This window comes from Ureibacillus xyleni, from assembly GCF_900217795.1.
In the GTDB taxonomy this organism is placed as follows: Bacteria; Bacillota; Bacilli; order Bacillales_A; family Planococcaceae; genus Ureibacillus; species Ureibacillus xyleni.
In genome coordinates, this window is record NZ_OBMQ01000002.1 from 49,772 (window position 1) to 71,316 (window position 21,545).

At 34.4% G+C, this 21,545-nt stretch carries 19 protein-coding genes; 15 read left to right on the forward strand and 4 right to left on the reverse strand.

Features of this window, described 5'->3' with window-relative positions; translation table 11 throughout:
- Window positions 1-132: 132 nt before the first annotated feature.
- From pdhA to CRO00_RS04195, 3 genes are read left to right on the forward strand one after another with little or no spacing between them, the layout of a single operon-like run.
- Window positions 133-1,203 carry a pyruvate dehydrogenase (acetyl-transferring) E1 component subunit alpha gene (gene pdhA, locus CRO00_RS04185; RefSeq protein WP_097072417.1) on the forward strand — a complete coding sequence of 357 codons (1,071 nt, stop codon included), beginning with the start codon at window positions 133-135 and terminating at the stop codon, window positions 1,201-1,203.
- The gene (locus CRO00_RS04190) at window positions 1,203-2,180 is read left to right on the forward strand and encodes an alpha-ketoacid dehydrogenase subunit beta (RefSeq protein ID WP_097072418.1); all 978 of its coding nucleotides are present in this window, start codon (window positions 1,203-1,205) and stop codon (window positions 2,178-2,180) included. The genes pdhA and CRO00_RS04190 overlap by 1 nt, the downstream gene beginning before the upstream one ends.
- Before the next feature lie 12 nt (window positions 2,181-2,192).
- A complete protein-coding gene (locus CRO00_RS04195) occupies window positions 2,193-3,407 on the forward strand; it encodes a dihydrolipoamide acetyltransferase family protein (protein ID WP_097072419.1) in 1,215 nt (404 codons plus the stop codon).
- Between the two features lie 58 nt (window positions 3,408-3,465).
- Here the strand turns inward: CRO00_RS04195 and CRO00_RS04200 are convergent, their stop codons facing one another.
- The gene (locus CRO00_RS04200; protein ID WP_097072420.1) at window positions 3,466-3,888 is read right to left on the reverse strand and encodes a PaaI family thioesterase; all 423 of its coding nucleotides are present in this window, start codon (window positions 3,886-3,888) and stop codon (window positions 3,466-3,468) included.
- A 181-nt stretch (window positions 3,889-4,069) separates the two neighbouring features.
- Between CRO00_RS04200 and CRO00_RS04205 the strand changes: the two genes are divergently transcribed.
- Window positions 4,070-4,525 carry a DUF2512 family protein gene (locus tag CRO00_RS04205; RefSeq protein WP_097072421.1) on the forward strand — a complete coding sequence of 152 codons (456 nt, stop codon included), beginning with the start codon at window positions 4,070-4,072 and terminating at the stop codon, window positions 4,523-4,525.
- A gap of 75 nt (window positions 4,526-4,600) precedes the next feature.
- Here the strand turns inward: CRO00_RS04205 and CRO00_RS04210 are convergent, their stop codons facing one another.
- Complete coding sequence (locus CRO00_RS04210) at window positions 4,601-5,680, reverse strand: DUF4236 domain-containing protein (RefSeq protein WP_097072422.1); 1,080 nt, start codon at window positions 5,678-5,680, stop codon at window positions 4,601-4,603.
- Between the two features lie 59 nt (window positions 5,681-5,739).
- A complete protein-coding gene (locus CRO00_RS04215; RefSeq protein ID WP_097072423.1) occupies window positions 5,740-6,642 on the reverse strand; it encodes a TetR/AcrR family transcriptional regulator in 903 nt (300 codons plus the stop codon).
- A gap of 168 nt (window positions 6,643-6,810) precedes the next feature.
- On the opposite strand from CRO00_RS04215, the gene CRO00_RS04220 reads away from it, so the two are divergent.
- From CRO00_RS04220 to CRO00_RS04260, 9 genes are all read left to right on the forward strand, one after another.
- Entirely contained in the window at window positions 6,811-8,289 is a 1,479-nt protein-coding gene (locus CRO00_RS04220; RefSeq protein WP_097072424.1) for a DHA2 family efflux MFS transporter permease subunit, read from the forward strand.
- 131 nt (window positions 8,290-8,420) lie between these two features.
- The gene (locus CRO00_RS04225) at window positions 8,421-9,716 is read left to right on the forward strand and encodes a sensor domain-containing diguanylate cyclase (RefSeq protein WP_097072425.1); all 1,296 of its coding nucleotides are present in this window, start codon (window positions 8,421-8,423) and stop codon (window positions 9,714-9,716) included.
- Window positions 9,717-9,920: 204 nt separating this feature from the next.
- Window positions 9,921-11,132 carry an EAL domain-containing protein gene (locus CRO00_RS04230; protein WP_097072426.1) on the forward strand — a complete coding sequence of 404 codons (1,212 nt, stop codon included), beginning with the start codon at window positions 9,921-9,923 and terminating at the stop codon, window positions 11,130-11,132.
- Window positions 11,133-11,268: 136 nt separating this feature from the next.
- Complete coding sequence (locus CRO00_RS04235) at window positions 11,269-12,558, forward strand: glycoside hydrolase family 18 protein (protein WP_097072685.1); 1,290 nt, start codon at window positions 11,269-11,271, stop codon at window positions 12,556-12,558.
- Between the two features lie 157 nt (window positions 12,559-12,715).
- Entirely contained in the window at window positions 12,716-14,941 is a 2,226-nt protein-coding gene (locus CRO00_RS04240; protein WP_097072427.1) for a YcdB/YcdC domain-containing protein, read from the forward strand.
- Window positions 14,942-15,099: 158 nt separating this feature from the next.
- Window positions 15,100-15,420, forward strand: a complete 321-nt coding sequence (locus CRO00_RS04245; RefSeq protein ID WP_161946606.1) for an ArsR/SmtB family transcription factor — start codon at window positions 15,100-15,102, stop codon at window positions 15,418-15,420.
- 58 nt (window positions 15,421-15,478) lie between these two features.
- On the forward strand, window positions 15,479-16,438 hold the full coding sequence (locus CRO00_RS04250) for a cation diffusion facilitator family transporter (RefSeq protein ID WP_097072429.1): 960 nt from the start codon (window positions 15,479-15,481) through the stop codon (window positions 16,436-16,438).
- Between the two features lie 394 nt (window positions 16,439-16,832).
- Window positions 16,833-17,297, forward strand: a complete 465-nt coding sequence (locus CRO00_RS04255; RefSeq protein WP_097072430.1) for a DUF2243 domain-containing protein — start codon at window positions 16,833-16,835, stop codon at window positions 17,295-17,297.
- Window positions 17,284-18,069 (forward strand): cytochrome c oxidase assembly protein, encoded by a 786-nt coding sequence (locus tag CRO00_RS04260; RefSeq protein WP_097072431.1) that lies wholly within the window; start codon window positions 17,284-17,286, stop codon window positions 18,067-18,069. The genes CRO00_RS04255 and CRO00_RS04260 overlap by 14 nt, the downstream gene beginning before the upstream one ends.
- Before the next feature lie 7 nt (window positions 18,070-18,076).
- On the opposite strand, the gene CRO00_RS04265 is transcribed toward CRO00_RS04260, so the two are convergent.
- Entirely contained in the window at window positions 18,077-19,900 is a 1,824-nt protein-coding gene (locus CRO00_RS04265; RefSeq protein ID WP_097072432.1) for a DNA ligase D, read from the reverse strand.
- A 102-nt stretch (window positions 19,901-20,002) separates the two neighbouring features.
- Between CRO00_RS04265 and ku the strand changes: the two genes are divergently transcribed.
- On the forward strand, window positions 20,003-20,839 hold the full coding sequence (ku, locus tag CRO00_RS04270; protein WP_097072433.1) for a non-homologous end joining protein Ku: 837 nt from the start codon (window positions 20,003-20,005) through the stop codon (window positions 20,837-20,839).
- 132 nt (window positions 20,840-20,971) lie between these two features.
- On the forward strand, window positions 20,972-21,472 hold the full coding sequence (locus CRO00_RS04275; RefSeq protein WP_097072434.1) for a YusW family protein: 501 nt from the start codon (window positions 20,972-20,974) through the stop codon (window positions 21,470-21,472).
- Window positions 21,473-21,545 lie beyond the last annotated feature (73 nt).

Genomic DNA, 21,545 nt, shown 5'->3' on the forward strand with positions numbered 1-21,545 from the left:
TAACACTAAAAATTCTACATGATGTAAATTATTGCTGCTAAAAACGTTCTTTTTGTTATATAGAAGATTTCTTTAAAGTTTTATAATTATTTCAAAATTAAATTTAATCTCAAATTAATGAGGTGATCTTATATGGGATATGAAAATGATTTTCCGATGCAGCAGATTGTGGATAAGGATGGGTATTTCGTACGAGAAGACTATAAGAATAAAATAACTCGCGATTTAGTTTTAACTTTCTATCGCCATTTAATCAGAGTAAGAGCTTTTGATCGTAAGGCAAAAAATTTACAACGCCAAGGTCGAATCGGAACATATGCAATGTTTGAAGGGCAAGAAGCAGCTCAAGTAGGAAGTGCAATGGCGTTGAAAGAGAACGATTGGATGTTCCCTACTTACCGAGACCACGCTGCAAGTATAACATTTGGTCATTCTTTGCCAACAATATTTGCCTTCTGGAAGGGAAGAGTAGAAGGTGGTGTCCCTCCAAAAGGTAAACAAATTGTTCCTCCATCTGTTCCGATTGCAACACAACTTCCACTAGCTGCAGGGGCTGCCATGGCAGAAAAATATAAAGGAACATCCAATGCAGTGATTTGTTATTTTGGTGACGGTGCAACATCTGAAGGGGATTTTCATGAAGGAATGAACTTTGCTAGTGTGTTTAAGGCACCAGTTGTATTTTTTAATCAGAATAATAGCTATGCCATTTCTGTTCCGATTGAAAAGCAAATGAATTCCAAAACGATTGCGCAAAAATCCGTTGCTTATGCTATGCCGGGTATTCGAATTGATGGAAATGACATTTTTATTGTATATTTCGAAACGTTAAACGCGCTAGAAAGAGCTAGAAACGGTCATGGTCCAACATTAATTGAGGCAGTGACATGGAGATATGGTGCTCATACAACGGCAGATGATCCAACGAAATATCGAAATCAGGAAGAAAGTGAAAAGCGTCGTGAATTTGACCCAATCACTCGATTAGAAAAGTTTATGAAAAATTATGGGTATTGGGATGAAGAATGGGTTGAGCAAGAAACGAAATTAATCGATGAAGAAATTAATCAAGCTGTTGTGGATATGGAATCGATGCCGAATCCAAATGTAAGCGATTTATTTGACCATATTTTTGCTGAACCTACATGGACAATTAAGGAACAAAAAGACGCTTATCTGACACATTTGCGAGGTGAAGCATAATGCAATCATTAACATTAATTCAAGCAATCACTGATGGTATGCGAACAATGTTGAAAGAACGAGATGAAGTGCTTGTTCTTGGTGAAGACGTTGGGAAAAATGGTGGAGTTTTCCGTGCAACAGAAGGCTTACAAGAAGAATTTGGAGAAAGTCGTGTAATCGATACTCCTTTAAGTGAAGCTGGTATTATTGGTTCTTCCATAGGGATGGCAATGAATGGTTTATTACCAATTGCTGAAATTCAATTTATGGGATTCATTTATCCAGCCTATGAACAAATAATGACTCATGCTACTCGTATGCGTTACAGAACATTGGGAGCTTATACGGTTCCATTAGTTATTCGTGCCCCATATGGAGCGGGTGTCCGTGCTCCGGAAATACATTCAGATAGTACTGAGGCATTATTTACCCATATGCCGGGGATAAAAGTAGTCTGTCCTTCTACCCCATATGACGCAAAAGGATTGTTAATTTCAGCAATTGAAGACCCAGATCCAGTGCTATTTATGGAATCTCTAAGACTATATCGTTCTGTGCGCGGTGAAGTACCGGATGGAAAATATAAAGTAGAGATTGGTAAGGGCGTAAAACGTAAAGAAGGGGACGACATTACGTTAATTGGATGGGGCGCAATGATGCCTGTACTTGAAAAGGCAGCGATCGAAGCAGAAAAGAAATTAATTAGCTGTGAAATTATTGATTTGCGTACTCTATACCCAATTGATAAAGACATTATTGCAGAGTCCGTTCAAAAAACAGGTCGTTGTGTGATTGTCCATGAAGCACATGCTACGGGTGGTTTAGGCAATGATATTATTTCTATTATCAATGATACTTCCTTTTTATATATGAAAGCACCGATTCAGCGTGTAACTGGTGCAGATGTACATGTCCCATTCTTTGCTTTAGAGGATCACTATTTGCCAACGCCTCACCGGGTAATGGAAGCAATTGAGAAGGCAATTTATTTCTAGGGGGTGTAAGGGATGGTAGAAGTTAAATTTCACGATGTAGGTGAAGGGATTCATGAAGGGGAAATTCTCACTTACTTTATAAAAAAGGGTGACCAAGTGACAGTGGATCAACCTTTAATGGAAGTACAAACAGAAAAGATGGTTACTGAATTGCCATCACCTGCTGCAGGTATCGTAAAGGAAATTCTGATCGAAACTGGGGAAACTATTACTGTAGGTACAACGATTTTAATTATTGAAGAAGTGGGTACAAAAACAGTAGAAACGAAAGAAATTCAACAACCTATTAAAAAAGTACCAGTTGAAAGCACACCAGTTCAATATAGAGAGACAAAAAGCAGAATAGGTGTTGTCATCGCATCACCTTACACTAGGAAAATTGCGAGAGAAAACGATGTAGATATTACTTTAGTAAAAGGAACAGGGCCAGCTGGAAGAGTACTAGAGGAAGATATCTATCAATATTTAAAAGCACAGGAAGCTCCTAATACAATTCCGATAGTAGAAGAAAAGCCTGTTAGAGTGATTGAAGAAGAAGCTGACGTTATTCCGTTTAAAGGAATACGAAAACAAATTGCAAAAAAAATGACAAAGTCTTTATTTACAATTCCTCATGTTACTCATTTTGAAGAAATTGATATGACGCACCTTTTAGCATTCCGGGAAGAATTAAAACGAACAAACACTAATGTTTCAGTAGTTGCTTTCTTTATTAAGGCATTAGCAATTGCTTTAAAAGATTTCCCAATATTTAACGCAAAAGTGGATGAAGAAAATGAAGTGATTCGTTTAGAAAAGATGGTTCATATTGGTCTTGCTACAGATACACAGCAAGGATTAATCGTGCCGGTTTTAAGGGATGTCTCACAAAAATCGTTAAAGCAAATTCACGAAGAAATGAAAACATTAACAATGAAGGCTCAAGAAGGGAAGCTTGCTGTATCCGAAATGTCAGGAAGTACGTTTACGATAAGTAATGTAGGGCCTTTAGGAAGTATTGGAGCGACACCAATTATTAATTATCCAGAAACGGGATTAATGGCATTCCATAAAACGAAGAAAATGCCAGTAGTGAATGAAAAGGATGAAATAGTCATTCGTTCGATGATGAATATTTCGATGTCTTTTGATCATCGTGTAGCGGATGGCGGAACAGCTGTTGCATTTACAAATAGATTTAAAGATTTAATAGAAACCCCAAATTTATTATTTTTAGAATTAACATAATAGAAAGCTCAATTTCTCAAAGTAAAATTGAGGAATTGAGCTTTATTTTTTGTTTCTATTAATCAGAAAGAATCATGACAGAAGAAACAACACTGGATACTTTTTTATTGTTTTGGAATAATTCAGCGACAATGTATGCAGATTTTTTTCCCATCCTCTCCACTGTAGCTTCAATTGTAACTTCTCCAGGTAAGACAGGTCTATGAAATGTGGTATGAAGATCAATAGAAGCAAAGGATTGATTAGGGTTTAGCTTAGATGAAACAGCATACGCCATCATAATATCTGCAGCAGAAGCAACAAAACCACCCATTGTAACACCAATTCCATTCAAGAATTTTTCGTCTACCTTCCACACGCCTCGTGCAACCCCGTCCGAAGCATATGTTGCCTCTATTTGTAAGGTTATATCACAATTAGGTGGTTTTTTCCCTAATGTAACAACCTCTAATAAATCTGCCCCTTTAAACAAATTTCCCATATGTTTTATCCCCCTTACTACTTCCTATTACTGAAAATTCTAACATTTATTCTATGAGAATGGCAGAGAAAACTATAATTTTCTCACTAAAAGGTTCACGTTTCTAGGGGCATTATGATGTATGAAGGTGAACGAACGGGAAAGATTAAATCATAAGGAAAAAGGAAAGGAGAACTGAAACATGAAATATACAAAAGCATTTTTTATTAAGTATGGTGTAACTTTAGCTTCATTAATTCTCGTATTAGGATTGTTCTTTAATGCTCACTTTGTGGATATTATCATTATCGGGACAGTACTTACCATTATTGCATTTCTTGGGGATGTCTTTATATTACCGAATATCGGAAACATTTGGGCTGCCTTTGCAGACTTTGTAATAGCATTTCTAGGAATATGGGCATTAGGGTCTCTTTTATTTGAACAAGATCAAAATGTTTCTATTATGTCCGCATCATTTCTAGCTGCACTTTTTGTGTTTGGTGCAGAGCTCTATTACCACAGATACTTGAGAAATTATGTTTTCGTTAATGTCGACCAACCGAATAATATGACAAGAGCGAGAAAATTACAAACTGAATATGCAGAAGAATTTATTGATCCGGAATTACAAAAAAGTAAAAACAATATGAGTTAAGTAAAGGAAAAACCATTTTTCGAGCAAGTCTTGAAAATGGTTTTTGTTGTATTTGAACGAGTATATTTTAAAATCCTATTCAACATCAACTTCCATTACTTCACTGAATCCCAATGTTTTACGGAACTTCATATTGTGCTTAAAGTTATTTAAAGCATCGGATGGATCGATATTGTAAAAGTTGAGTGTTTCAAAAGTTGAACGATCGAATTTTACAGATAAAATACAAAACTTTTCTACATGACCGTTTTCTGTATTTAGTTGCTCATCATATGCGTGAACATAGGCAGTTTCGATAGGAAGTAATGCAAACAGGTCGCGAGCGATTCGTATCGTACAACTGCTAACATAATCCTGTTGTAGATCAAAATACTTAGTTTCCGTTAGTTTCTTTACGGACAGGTTGCCTGCTTTTGTTAATGATTTCTCCATTGTTGGAATAACACTTTTTGAATGGACGTCAAAAGTAACAAAAAGCGTAGTCGAATCGTTACAACCAATTTCAAAACCACTACCAAATTCGCTTAAATCATTTAAAGGGTCCATTTCCTCGATGACCTGCATATAGGCATCTAAATCACCTGTAAGGATACGTTCGCTCAATGTCTTAAGTTTTTGCCAATCCTCATATGATTGTTCATCTTGTTTTCGTGCAAGTAAAACAGCATCTTCCAATGATTCCTTTTTATCGTTTTTAAATAATCTTTCAAAGAAACCTGGCTTATAGTTGCTAAGAGTTTGAAGCGCCAATTGTTCATTGGGCCCCACTTCATCTATTTGAAAAGGTGGGGGGCTAATAGCGAATTCTGACCAATTAACTGGGTCATCTGCTTCAATATGAATGGATTTTAACACTTCGCAAGTATATAGGTACATTTCCACTTCGTATCGAGCCAGTTCTTTCTTTTCTTGCATTTGTTGTTGCTTTAGAGTCTGTCTTTTTTGGTAAGCAGGGGATTTATACGTTTTTCCACCACTAGTTGTGGAGTAAGAAATGCCTGAACCAGGTATTCCAACAGTAGTACGACGTTTGCCATTTGAGCTAATTGAGTAGCGGAGCCCATTGCTGCCAAAACTAATGCTTGAACTTTTCTTTCCTACATTTAGTCGGACTCCTGGAGCAATTTTAACGCTCTTTCGAAAATTAAATCCCATTTTCCCACCTCCAAAACTAATCTGTTATTAATAAGTATCGTCAAAAGAGAGATAGAAAATTAATCATTTTTTAGGTGTCTTTGTTTTTGTAAATATTGCCAAAGAGAAGCTGAAATTTCGTGGGCCTCAGCTTCGTGGGTTGTATTAGTAAAAGATTTATTAAATGCCTGTGTAATCGATTCTAAAACATACAAATTATCCTCATCAGTTGTTTCGAATTCTTTTATTAGAAACTTTGTATATTCAATGCCGTCTTCACGGTCCTGTTGCGTTAATTTTTCATTAAATCCTTGAAGTTGTTCAAGTAATGTTTCCTTCGTTACTATTTTTTGTTCAACTTTTTGTAGAAAAGCTTGAAAAATATCTTCTGTGAAAATGATAGTCTTTGATTTCAGTTGTCGTTCAATTATTGCATCTATGTGTTCTAATACGACTTGTACTACTTTTTCAGGTGATGCTAATTGTGTAGTTGCCATTGCGAAAACTTTTAGAGATTGTTGCATCATTCCCATTGCTTGTACAGCGCATTCAAATGATATGTTTTTTATTTTTTCGCCGTAAATATCAACAAGTCTACCAGCTAACCAATTCAGCTCTAAAATTAAGTGCTTCTCAAGAACTTTTTTCAATTCCTTGTTTGTATTAGCTGAAAGGGATTCGAAAATTTGCGCTAAATTTCTTTTGCGATGAATATATGCAAGTAGAGCAATTTGCTTTACAAGAACATCTTTATTTGACGGTTCTTTGTTAATCGCCACTTCCGCACGCTGACTAATTGTTTCCTCTCTTGTCTCTTCTAATATTGAAATTAAACATTCATTTTTAGAACTGAAATGATTATAAAATGTACCCTTTGATATATTAGCTGCAGTAATTATGTCCATAATAGAAGTATCATTAAAACCTTTTTCAATGAAAAGGTGTCGTGCAGCATGGATAATTTGTCTTTTTCTTTTATTCATAGTTCCACCTTTTTATATTACTTATTGCCATTATTATACCACTAGTCTAAATTGAAAACACTTTCATATCAGTGTTTTTAAATTATATTATTTTTTTGTTGAATAAAATAGACTAAGAGTATAGAATTAGCTTCGTGAAAGAAAATGGGAGAGAGTGAACATTAAAATATGAATAATGAACAAACAACGAAAAAGCCTCCGTATTTAATGATTGCAATATTATTTGTCGGAGCTTTTGTATCTTTTTTAAATAACACTTTATTAAATGTGGCACTTCCAACAATGATGGAAGATTTTAAAGTAACATACGCAACCATTCAATGGCTTGTAACTGGATATATGCTTGTAAGTGGTGTGTTGATTCCAGCATCAGCCTTTTTAATTACACGGTTTAAGACAAGACCTTTATTTATTGTAGCAACTGCTATTTTTACAGTAGGTACACTTTTAGCATCTTATTCCCCAACATTTAGTATTCTTTTAATAGGAAGAATGCTTCAAGCTCTAGGGTCATCGGTTATGGGTCCATTATTAATGAACGTCATGTTAATTAGTTTCCCAATCGAAAAACGTGGGGCAGCAATGGGTGTGTTTGGTTTAGTAATGATTTCAGCACCAGCAATTGGACCTACGTTATCGGGGTATATTGTCGAGCATTATGATTGGCGAGTATTATTTGGTATGATATTACCGTTTGCGATTATTAGTTTACTCCTAAGTATTTGGAAACTAGAAAACATTTTACCAACCAAAAAAGTATCTTTAGATTACTTTTCATTAGTGCTTTCAACAATTGGTTTTGGCGGAATTCTATATGGCTTCAGTACAGCAGGTAACGATGGTTGGACAGATCCAATTGTTATTACAACAATTGTTATTGGTGTGATTGGTGTAGTCTCTTTTGTAATCCGCCAATTAAAATTAGAAACACCACTATTAAGTATGGAAATTTTCAAAGCAAAACCATTTGCCTTTGCTGCAATTATTAATACAGTTATTGCGATGGCGCTAATGGGGGGGATGATCTTAACACCTGCCTATGTTCAAAATGTTCGTGGTATTGAGCCAATGGAATCGGGGCTAATGATGTTACCAGGAGCAATTGTTATGGCAATTATGTCACCAATCACTGGGAAACTTTTTGATAAAATGGGTCCGAGAATATTAGCGATTGTTGGTTTAACCATTACTACTGTATCCACATATTTATTGTCACAGTTAGATTTAGAATCAACAAAATTATACATTATTTTTGTATACTCATTACGTATGTTTGGTATGTCCCTTGTTATGATGCCAATTACAACAAATGGTTTAAACGCATTACCACGACGTTTAAATCCACATGGTACTGCTACAAACAATACGATTCAACAAATTGCAGGTTCAATTGGTACCGCAATTCTAATAGCGGTAATGAATGCCCGTACAACTTCTGTCGGGGAACAACTTGCACAAGACGCTGCTGCATCTGCAACTGCGCCAATGACTGAAGCTCAAATGTTAGAGTTAAAGGCCCAAATTACACAACAAGCACTACTAGAAGGTATTGAATTTTCATTCTTTGTTGCAACAATTATCTCAGTAGTTGCATTGATATTATCTTTCTTCTTAAAACGTGCAATCAATCCAGAACAAGCAAAATAAATAGTGTTAGGTTAAAAAGTACAACATTTTGTGTGTTGTACTTTTTTAATTTAATAATTTGAGTTTCATTCATAATACAGGTATTATAATAGGGAATGGAATATCAAATTAATATTAAAAATAACTAAAAAATGGTAGAATGGATTGAATATATGGAGACAAAATTACTGGAAAAATTTTATAAAAACTCCCCAACAGCATATTCATGTCAAAAAGCCGTTTTCGATGATAAAGGGATACCTCTCCAATATATTATTTTAGATTACAATCCTGCATATAAGGAAATGATGGGACTACACAATAATAATGTAATCAACCAAAAATTGGACCTTCCAACTGATTGGGAAGAGTTTAATATAAAGCAATGTATTATTGATACAGTTATTAAAGAGGAGCAGACTCAATTTACAATCTATCACCAACAAAAATGGCTCAGAATTATATTATTCCCAATAGATGGTGATATATTTGGTTGTATATATTTTGATATAACAAAAGAATATCTACAGGATAAAGATATTGAAGGATTTCTAAAAGTAAATATTGATATGCTTACAATAACCAATACAGATGGATATTTTCTTCGAGTAAATCAGGCATCTGAACGAGTACTTGGGTATAAGCCAGAAGAGCTTGAGGGGAAAAGTGTAAAAAGTATTGTTCATGAAGATGATATACCTAAAACACTGGAAGTCTTAAGGGAAATAAATGAGCAGAAGAATATCTTCAGTTTTATTAATAGGGTAAGATGTAAGAATGGTCATTATCGTTATTTAGAATGGCATAATGTTGTAAATGGAAACTTTATATATTCTTCAATTAGGGATATAACAGATAGACGACAGTTAGAAAAAGAGTTATTTGAGAAAAATGAAAATCTTGCTCAATTAACGGAAGAACTAACAGAAATGAATCGATTTTTAAAAACATTAGCAATTACGGATGATTTAACAGGTCTTTATAATCGGCATTATCTCGATATAAAAGTTGAAGAGGAAATGAGACGAGCAGATCAAGCAAATGAGCCGCTATCAATGATTATAATAGATTTGGATTTTTTCAAAAAAGTGAATGATCAGTGGGGACATCCAGTTGGGGATAAAGTGCTTAAAGAAACAGCAGGACTTTTAAAGGGCATTATTCGAAAATCTGACATCCTTGTTCGTCTTGGTGGGGAAGAGTTTTTAATCGTATTACCAAACACGAAAATCTCAGATGCATGTATAATTGCAGAACGGATTCGAATAACTATTGAAGAAAACCACTATCCGATTGCAGGACACTTGACAGCTAGTTTAGGAGTTGCAAATAAACTCCCTCTTGAAACGTATAATAACTGGTATGAAAGAACTGATAATGCGCTGTATAAGGCAAAAAATAGTAAAAGAAATTGCGTTGTCCATTCTACTAGTACTTTGCTGGTATAAGTTATATAAAAATAATTTACTCGCATGAATTGTAATAGAAATACTACTTCAAGAATACACTAATTAACAGTGTGTTCTTTTTTTATGTTGTTTTTTCAAAAAACTATTATATTTTCTCATGTTATCTTTTCTGACATTTAATTTAGTGTATAATTAGTGTGACAGTAATAACAGTTTTAAGATTGATGGTGGGGGGTTATGCAAATGGATGTTCTTAGTTTTTTAGACAAAATAGATGAGATGAACGTTTCTTTTGAACCAATTTATAGTGCGGATGAGCATGTAATCGTAGCATACGAAGTAATTGGTCAATATACAAATGAAAGAAAAACATTCAATATTACTGAACTTACATATGATGAATCCATTGCAGAAAATTTACGTTCTGAAATTGAGTTAAATCTTATAAAGAAAGCGATTTCAGCTGCTAAGGAAGAAGTTTTACAAAAACAGATTGCCCTCTATTTACCCTGTAATCCTAATCTACTTATGATTGATTTTGGTGATAGATATTTTCAAACGTTAAAGGAATTAATGGATGAAAGCCTGTTTTCTAATATTTACTTAGTCATTCCGGAACATAAGTATGTTGGAGACTTTGAACAGCTACAACATCCTATACGATATATCAAAACATATGGTGTAAAAATTGCGTTAGATCAAATCGGTTCTGAAAGTAATCTTGATCAAATATTAATGTTTGAACCTGCTGTTTTAAAAATTAATGTTAGCCAGTTGAATTATAATGCATGGGGAGCACAAAACCACGTGTTTACCACAATCCAAACATTAGCAGTGAAAATTGGTGCGACATTAATGTTTGATAATATTTCAACAGATTATCAACTACACCATGCTTGGAAAAATGGTGCCCGTTATTTTAAAGGTGGGTATTTGCAAAAACCATCGAACCAGTTCATTCCTAAAGATACATTAAAAGAGCGTTTCCGTAATGAATGTCAACAATTTATTTCAACGGAGAAACGGTTATTGGAAGTAAAGTATGAAGAAATGTTAAAATTGAAAAAGAAGATTGCGACGATTGTTGAAAATACAAAGCCCCAAAAAAATAATGATGAAAAATTATTACAGCTCGCGAAACAATTAGAAAATATCGCATTTCGTTTCTACATTTGTAATGATGAAGGGTTCCAAATATCTCCGAATATTGTTCGTCATAACGGTAAGTGGGATGTAGATCAAGAGGCTGTAGGGAAAAACTGGAGTTGGCGACCGTATTTCTTATTTAATATTATAAAATTAAGAAACGACGGAAAAGGTGAACTTTCAAGTATATACAGTGACATTGAGACAGGTGAACTAACTCGTACTTACTCGATGGCATTAAACGAACATGAATATTTATTTGTGGACGTTACGTATGATTACCTTTACGAACATAATATAGTAAATTAATAAATGGGTTACTAATGTTTTTCATGGACATTAGTAACCTTTTAATATGTAAAAAAATAGTTGTGATTTTCTTTTCGTAAAAATCATAAACTCTATTGGTGTATTGTTTCGAACAACGTTAAAGGGAGGAAACAAAATTCAAATACATGTTGTTCAACCGGGTCAATCGTTATTTGGGATAGCACAAGCTTATGGAACAACAATAGAAAATATTGTACGTGCGAATCAGATTGAGGATTCTTCGCGACTAGTAATCGGGCAAGCATTGGTTATTCCTATTTACGGTAGTTTTTATTGGGTTCAGTCAGGTGACACTTTGTATTCAATTGCCCAACGCTTTGGCGTAAATTATACGACATTAGCACAGATAAATGGCATTAATCCAAGTACGCCACTAACAGTTGGAACGCGTCTTTATATACCACCTATGCCAAAACGAGATGCAGAAGTAAATATTTATATTGAACCAATGGGCGATACAGTAAGCGAAGAGTTACTTACTGAGGCGAGAAGTGTAGGGCCATACTTAACGTACTTAGCACCGTTTAGTTACGAAGCAAGAAGGGATGGTAGTCTAGATCCAATCCCGACAGAAGGAATTCCAGAGGTTGCACAATCTACTGGTGCCACTTTAATGATGGTTGTTACAAATTTAGAAAACGGACAATTTAGTGGTGAACTAGGAAGAGCAATTTTACAAAGTACAGCTGTTCAAGATGTATTGCTTGAAAATATTGTAGAGGAAGCAAGAAGAATCGGTGGCGTATCGGATATTCACTTTGATTTCGAATTTTTACCGGGCGATCAACGACAAGCATACAATAACTTTTTAAGAAGAGCGGCAAATTATTTACACAATGAAGGATTTTTAATATCAAGTGCTCTTGCTCCTAAAACAAGTGCTGAACAAGCGGGTCAATGGTATGAAGCGCACGATTATCGGGCACATGGTGAGATAGTTGACTTTGTTGTACTGATGACTTATGAATGGGGATATTCTGGCGGACCTCCAATGGCAGTTTCGCCAATTCAGGAAGTAGAAAAAGTATTACGTTATGCGTTATCCGAAATGCCTGCGAGTAAAATTATGATGGGGCAAAACCTATATGGCTATGATTGGACACTGCCCTTTGTTCAAGGTGGTCAATATGCAAGAGCAGTAAGTCCACAAAGAGCAGTTGAAATAGCTAAAGAAAACAATGTAGCCATTCAATATGATTATACAGCTCAAGCCCCACATTTTAACTATGTAGACAGTGCTGGGAAGGCCCACAAAGTTTGGTTTGAAGACGCAAGGTCCATTCAAGCAAAATTTAATTTAATGAAAAGACTTAACTTAAGAGGAATCAGTTACTGGAAGCTAGGTTTCCCGTTCCCTCAAAATTGGTTACTAATTGGCGAAAACTTTAATGTGAAAAAGCGTTAATTGTAACATTGCCTCGAAACTACGATTTATAAGTAGTTTGAGGCTGTTTTTTTGTAATCTTTCATTTGAATGGTTACAAGATATATAGATAGAAATGACTATTTTACAATTACCTATTATGTAATAAAATGGTATGTATAAAGTTAGGAGGGGTATTTTGGTTAAATTTAAGAAAATTGGTATTTCCGTTACAACAGCCGCACTTTCTCTTGGTCTATTAACTTCTGTTGCAAGTGCACAAACTCCTGTGGGCGGACAAGCTGAAAAGATCCAAATTCAAGTTGCCTCTACAGAAACACAAGTTGCAAAAGAGGATTTAATTAAAAAATTAAAAGCACTTTTCCCAAATAAGTTTGACTTTTTAACTAGCAATGATTTTCATATGAGTACTGGGCACCAATTCCCAGGGGACGATACAATTCGTTACGACTTAAGTTTTAATAAAAATATTAAAGGAAAATACATTCACGGTGGAATTGTGTTTGCTGGTGACAATTTAGAGATTGAAAATTTCTATTATCAACCTCTTAATCAATCAGAGGCGTTGTTCCCTGCGAAAATAACTGAGGATGAGGCAAAGCAAATTGCATTAGACTTTATAAAAAAATTCCCAAACAGTGATCAATACAAATTAAATACAAATGATAGTAATTATTATCACTTCTACGGAAATCAATTGTTAACGGAGCCTATTCGCTATTCGTTTTCATTTGCACGAACGCACTCAGATGTAAAAATTGCCGATCAGCAAATTCACGTTTCTGTACTTGGAAATGGAGACATAACGGAATTCTATCGTAATACAACTGTACAAAAGTCTAATACATTTGATGAAAAGAATCAGTTGAAATTACAAGCTGAGGTATTGAAAAAAGTTAAGGAAAACCTATCCTTACAGTTACAATATCAAATTAACTACGATTACCGAAGTGATAAGCGTTCTGTTCAGCTAGTGTATAATCCAACTACTCAATTTAGTGGTGTACATGCAATCAGTGGTAATTGGTATACAGCTGAAGGTATTTCTGAATCACTACCAGCAAGAAAATCAGTGGAAACAATTGTGAGTAAACAACTACCACCTAAACAACCAGGAATTACTGTTGAACAAGCAAAAACAATAGCAAACGAACTATTAAAGCTTGATTCAGAAGATGTTAAACTAACAATTAACCATGTTGAAGAAACGAAAAACTACAACGGAAAAGATGTCATTGTCATTAACTATTCTTATGAATATAAAAATGGTGGATACGGTTCAAGTATCGAAATTGATAAAGCAACTGGAGAAATCATTCAATATCATAATTTAAAAAATGAAGTGTTAAATGATATGAAAAAAGAAGATGGTAAGACTTCAATTACAAAAGCTGAAGCTCTAACAAAAGCAACTGCTTTCTTGAAAGAATGGGTACCATCTTACTTACACCAATATGCAAAACCTATTAACGAACCATATTACGATAAACAGCAAGGAATATATAGTTTCTCATTCCCTAGAGTAGTGAATGGTATCGCAGTGTCGGGTGATGAAATTAACGTGAGCATCACTGATAAAGGCGAATTAACGAATTTATATGTGAATAACCAAAATATTGAAGAGTGGCCTTCTACAGAGGGAATACTGTCGCTTACTGAAGCTACAAACCGTTACAAAGAAGCAATGAATCTAGAGCTACTTTACATGAAACAAAATGAAGAAGAAAAGCATTATTCGTTAGTTTACGTACCAGCTTATAACGAACAACAAATTAGTTCACTGGATGCAACAACGGGTGAGTGGAATAGCTTATTTGGTAAAAAAGAAACATCTAAAGTAACGCACCCAACTGCTGAAAAAGAGTTAAACTACTTAATTGAAAAGAATATTTTAGAAGTAAAAGACTTTAGTAATTTTAATGCAAATAGCTCGATTACTAAAGGTGAAGCGATAAAAATCTTAGTAAAATCGCTTACTTACTTCTACGAAGGAATGTACCCTGCACAAGAAGAAACGCCACAAACTTTTGAAAATATTGGACGAGATCACCCTTACTATAGCGTTATTGAAAGAGCCGTTTCAATAGGCATTATCGATGCAACTAGCGGTACTTTCGATGCGGATGCAAAAATGACTCGTGAAGAATTAGCTGTTTGGTATATTCGTGCATTAGGTTTAGAGCAAGCTGCAAAACATAAAGACATTTATAAAGTAAATGTAAAAGATGCTGCAGATGTAACTTATCCTGGGCATGTCGCATTGGCAACTGCATTGGAACTACTTCCAATAGAAAATGAACTATTTAGTCCTAAAAAAGAAGTAACATATGCAGACATTGCTGTATCAACAATTCGTTTAGCTCATAAAGTGAATGAGTCTGGCAGGGAATTACATTATTATTAATAGAAGGGCAGTCCCATTTTGTGGGCACTGCCTTTTTTTATGCTCGAAATAATATAAATAGAAATTATTTTCCAAATATTATGTACAAAACTAAACGGTTAGCATATAATATTGATATATGATTATATGTTCATATTTGGTTATTGAGGGGGATGAATATGGAAGAAAATATGAATGAACTATTCCAAGATGATTTAGATGAGGAAACGCTTTTTCTAGTGTCTCAGACATTTAAAGCATTAAGTGATCCAACACGTATTCGAATACTAAATTTACTTATTAATAAAGAGCATTCCGTTAATGATATTGCTGAAACACTGGACCTTAAACAATCAACCGTTTCTCACCAGTTACGGTTTTTGAAAAATCTTCGTCTAGTAAAGTATCGTCGAGAAGGAACCACATTATTTTACTCGCAGGATGATGAACATGTAATTAACATGTTAAAACAAACGATTGAACATGCGAATCATAGTTAAGATGTAGTACCAATATTTCTATATGAACATATACTAATATAAAAAAGGGGGATAAAATATGGGACACGGACATGATCACGCTCATCACAACCATACACACGGCGCTAATAAAAAAACGTTAACAATAGCTTTCTTTATGATAAGTGCTTTTATGATTATAGAAGTCATAGGGGGATTCCTCACAAATAGTCTTGCACTTCTTTCGGATGCAGGACATATGTTAAGTGATGCAATTTCCCTTGGAGTTGGTGTATTAGCTTTTAAATTGGGGGAAAAAGTAGCGAGTTACAGTAAAACGTATGGTTATAAACGTTTTGAAATATTAGCTGCTGTTTTTAATGGTGTCACTTTAGTTATTATCGCATTGTTCATTTTTTATGAAGCAATTGAAAGATTTGCAAATCCACCTAAAGTTGCTTCAACGGGTATGTTAACAATTGCAGCTATTGGGTTACTAGTAAACATTCTCGTAGCATGGATTTTAATGCGCGGTGGCGATACAAAGGAAAACTTAAATGTACGTGCAGCGTTTTTACACGTTATTGGGGATATGCTTGGCTCTGTAGGCGCAGTAGTGGCAGCTCTGCTTATCATGTTTTTTGGTTGGGGTTGGGCAGATCCTCTTGCTAGTGTGATTGTTGCATTGCTTGTATTAATCAGTGGCTATAGAGTTACGAAAGATTCCATCCATGTTTTAATGGAAGGAACTCCGAGTAACATAAAAATGGAAAAGATTATTGAACTTTTAAAATCAACTCCTGGTGTGGTAGACATTCATGATTTGCATTTATGGTCAATCACAAGTGGACAAAATGCCCTCTCATGTCATGTTGTTGTAGAAGATCACGTTACGCTTCGAGAAAGTCAAGAGATGCTAAAATATATTGAACATGAGCTAGCTCACTTAGGCATTAATCATGTAACAGTACAAATAGAAGATAATCAACATAAACATGAGGACTCAATTTTATGTAAACTAAAAGATGAACAGCTTCACCACCATGCTCATAGTCATTAGTTTTATAATAGAACTTAATATATTTAATTGGAAAAAGCAGGTGTCTCATTTAATATGGGATACCTTTTTTTATTGGAAATATAAATAGCGTTCAAGCACACAAGTGGTTAAGAAAGGAGTTGCACGGATATTTGATATCACTTGGGGGAAAATGGAATGCAGTGGTTTTCATAAGGGGATTAACGCCAAACTTAGAAGAAAATAAAGTGTAACATTTTTCATAAGGCAGAAAAACGCTAATCATTAAGGATATCAAATATCATCAGATGAACGAGTGACAATTGAAAAAACGAAAATGTATGCTTACTTCACCAAAGACCATATGCACAATTATAATTTTTACAATTGTTGGATAAAATGGGGTGGTAAATAAGAATTCAGCTGAGGGTGAAGTATGAAAAATAGTAAATATAATATTTGGTCAGGAATTTTTTTCGGAGTAGGAATCGCTGGGTTCCTTGATGAAGCGGTATTCCACCAACTTTTACATTGGCATCATTTTTATGATAAGGCAACTTTAAGTGTGGGTCTTATATCAGATGGACTTTTCCATGCCTTTAGTTGGTTTTCCACGGTAGCAGGGCTATTTATGTTGGCAGATTTACGCAAGCGGAAAATTTGGAATACAAAGAAGTGGGTAGGTGGTATTTTTTTAGGGGCTGGCGCATTTCAACTGTATGATGGTACTATTCAACACAAATTAATGAAAATACATCAAATCCGTTATAATGTTGAAATTTTTTATTATGATTTTACTTGGAATGTTATTGCCATCATTTTAATCATTGTCGGAGTAGTCTTGATAAAAAAATCCTCAGTATCCGATAAAAAAGCAGGTGAACTTCATGCATCATCATGAGCAGATTAGTTGGCTAGGTATTGCTTTAAATGGGTTATTGTTTTTATGTCTTATTGGGCTTTATATAGTTGGGGTATTTGTCTCAAATAAAAAGTATTCAAACTGGCCGCTCCACCGAATAGTTCTATGGTGTTTTGGTATTTTCTGTATTGCAATAAGTTTAATCGGACCAATTGCTAACAATGCTCACACTAGTTTTCAAGCTCATATGATTACCCATCTGCTTTTGGGAATGCTAGGACCTTTATTGATTGTATTTTCTACTCCGATGACACTTTTACTTAGATGTTTAAAAGTTCCACATGCTAGAATTGTGAGTAAATTTTTAAAAGGTTCATATGTGCAATTTATAACTCATCCTATAACCGCAACAATATTAAATATGGGCGGGCTTTGGTTACTTTACACAACACCACTTTATCATGCAATGCATTCATCAACTTTACTTTACGCCTTGATACATCTACATGTATTTTTAGCAGGTTATGTTTTTACGGCATCAATGATTTATCTTGATCCATCACCACATCGATTTAGTTTTATTTATCGCTCGATTGTTTTAGTTTTGGCAATGGCTTCTCATAGTATTTTATCGAAATGGATCTATGCCAACCCTCCAGAAGGTATTGCCCAATTTGATGCACAAATGGGTGGGGTCATCATGTATTACGGTGGAGATTTCATTGATGTAGTGATTGTCATTACGTTGTGTGCACAATATTTTAAATTAAATCGACCAATTAACATAAGAAAAAACCTCCAGCAATCGTAAATGGAGGTTATTTTTTTAATTGTCTTAAAGTTGTTAATACAGCTCTGAATTCTTCCTCTTGTTGTATTTTAAAGAAGTCCTTAAACGGATCCCCCATTGATGAAATTCTTTCTAAAACAGCAGGAATGGGGAAAAGTTTTGGGCTTAGCTTGCTATCTACTTCACTCCATAGCAATGGTGTAGCAACATAACCATGATCATTCCCTCTAGCAGAATATGGGGAGATAATCGTTTTTCCTTCTGCGTGTTGAACGTAATCTAAATATAATTTGTTGTTTCGATTTTTTTTGAGACGTTCAGTTGTAAACCATTTTGGCTCTTGTTCACATAAAAAGCGACAAACGAATTCGGTAAAAATTCGACATTCATCATAAGTAAAAGCATCCTTTGGTAACGGAATATAAATTTGAAGCCCCTTTCCACCAGATGTTTTAACAAAGGAAGTTAAATTTAAATTATCAAATATTGCTTTCATTCGAGTTGCGGCTTCAATTGCAAGTGAAAAGTCGTCTACAGAAGGTGGGTCTAGGTCGAATACAATTTCTGTTGGATTATTTGTTGCAACCGTCTGAAAAGGTATATGAAATTCAATGGCCAGTTGATTTCCGAGCCATAATAAAGATTCGATATTATGACAAATAATATATTCAATCTCTTCGTGCACCATTGTTTTGATAAATTCAGGCGTATAATCTGGAGCGTTTTTTTGATAAAAACTTTCTCCAGGAACGCCATGAGGAAAACGGATCGCTGTTAAGAGACGATTTTTTAAAAAAGGAAGCATGTAGGGAGCAATCTGTTGTAAATAATAAATATAATCATCCTTAACCAACCCCATTGCCGGCCAAACTGGTTTATCTGGATGAGTGATTGTAATTGTTTCAGGCAACGGATTTAACTGTCGCAGCATTTTTTCCCAAGTAACATCATTTGCTGCAGTATCAAATCGAAAGGCATCAAATCTTGGTTCTCTTAATTTTTTTCCATCATAGTCAATACATGCTACATCTACACAAATAGAGGGCGGCAGTTCCCAGGTGGTAGCAGAGGTTTTTGTCCCTTTTGTTAGAAAAAATGTTGAAAGAGTGCCCATTTCTTCATCTAATAATCCGTGACGAAAGTTTGTAATGACTTCTAATTGTCCATCTTTAAATACCGCTCCATTAAAATAGCCATTTTCTTGATCATATTGAGTCAAAATAACAGTTACGATTCGCCAATTTTTAATTTTTAACCATTGATTTGAACGTTTTCCACTTTCCCATACACTAGTTTTTTTCTTTGCAATAATACCTTCACCATGATACTTCTTCACTTTATTCCAAAGCTTATCGGCATCATGAAACTCTTTGATTAATTGCAATGTTCCTTTATTTTGAGCGTCTGGAAACCCAAATAACTTAAGTTGATGCAATAGTAATTTTCTCTCAATTAAGGGTAATCCTTCCAACACATTTCCTTTATGCATAAGCAAATCAAAAACGATGATATTACATGGAAATTGTATTGCATTTTCTTGAATTGTTTTTTCCGTTTTTGTCCTTCCACGTTTTTGTACTATAGAAAACTGACTTTTATAGTTGTTAGTCAAATATACAATTTCGCCGTCTAAAATTAGTGGTAAATGAGGAGCGATTTCTTCATATATCTCTTCGCAATACTGAATCAACTCAGGAAAATAGCCATTAAGTTCTTTCTCATTGCGGCTAATGAGTTTTGGTTGTTTTTTCTCCCAAATTACTAGGCATCGAAATCCATCATATTTTGTTTCGTAAATCCAATCATTACCGGTTGGAGTATTTTCAGTTGCAGTAAGTAGCATTGGTTTCATAAAGACAAGCCTTCTTTTTTCATTATTTTTTCAATAAACCACCACGTTATACATAGAAAGAATGTAAATAAGCATAATAACGAAAAGAGAGGTGAAGTCATAATGCATACTGTATGGAAAGGTAGCATTAGTTTTGGTCTTGTTAATATTCCAGTAAAACTTCACACCGCAACAGAAAATAAAGATATAAAGTTAAGACAATTACATAAAGAATGTAATAGTCCAATCAATTATCAAAAGGTTTGCCCTGTTTGCGATAGAGAAGTGAAGAATGAAGATATTGTGAAAGCCTACGAATACTCAAAAAATAAATTTGTTGTTTTAGACGATGAGGAGCTTGAAAGAATTAAGAAAGAAAATGAGGATAAGGCTGTTGAAATACTTGAATTTGTTAAACTTGAAGAAATAGATCCAATCTATTTTGAACGTAGTTATTTCCTTGCACCAGATAGTGGTGGAGGAAAGGCATACGCTTTATTACGTGAGGCACTAAGTAGTTCAGGGAAAATTGGAGTTGCTAAAATTACAATTCGTTCAAAAGAACAGTTGGCAATTGTTCGGGTGTATAAAGATACTTTAGTAATGGAGACAATTCATTTTCCAGATGAAGTCCGAAATGCGGCAGAAGTTCCGAATATCCCGGACACAGAAAAAATTGTACAAAAAGAATTGGACACTGCTCTTATGTTAATTGAACAGTTGACTGTGGATTTTGACCCAGAAAAATATACAGATGATTATCGAACAGCTTTACTTGAACTTATTGAACAGAAAAAAGCTGGGGAGACAACAGTTACAGCAACAGAGAAAGAAACAGCTGCAATTCCTTCAGATATGACGGACTTAATGGCAGCACTTCAAGCATCATTAGATAAAACGTCCACAACAAAAAAACCAGTAACTCGGAAACGAAAAGTAAAAGAGAAAAAAGAAGCGTAAATCGATAAGTTTAAGCGTAGTTGAATTTTATTTCAACTGCGCTTTTTACAATTTAAATTGAATGGATAAATTTCCGATGTAAGGGAAAAATATGAGAGTACAATAATGTGAAATATAGGGGAGAGAAAAATCATGCATTCTATCAAATCATTTCTGATTGTTCCTTTGTTATTAGGTGTTTTGTTTGGCTGTAATGACGATAATGATGTTGATCAAGATGAAGTTGTAACAGATACAAATAAAACTGGTCAAACAGAAAATACGCAAAATGTTACTGCTGGGCAAACAACAAACGATCAAAATACGGAAAATACACAATATAATTTTACACATTTTGATTTAGATGTAGATTATGCAAATGATTTCTCTTATGACGTTGAATATAACAATAATCAAGATGTTGCTACTGCAGAAATTGATGATGAAATTAATAAAGTAGAATTAAAGGGCGATGATGCTAATAACCAATTAGCTCCCCAACTTAAAAAGCTTACCTTTGATGAAAATTCAACTGATGAGGAAGTAGTAAATGAAGTGCTGTCGGCTTTTGAGTTAGAAGATAATTACCAAAACATTGAACTCGAAGTGAAATTTAATAATGGTGATGTAAAACGATACAATTTTAAAAAATAAGTTTCACGGTGCTGTATAGTTAAGGGTTGCTTAATTATACAGTTTTTTGTTTGTAATAAATTCAATTCGTTGT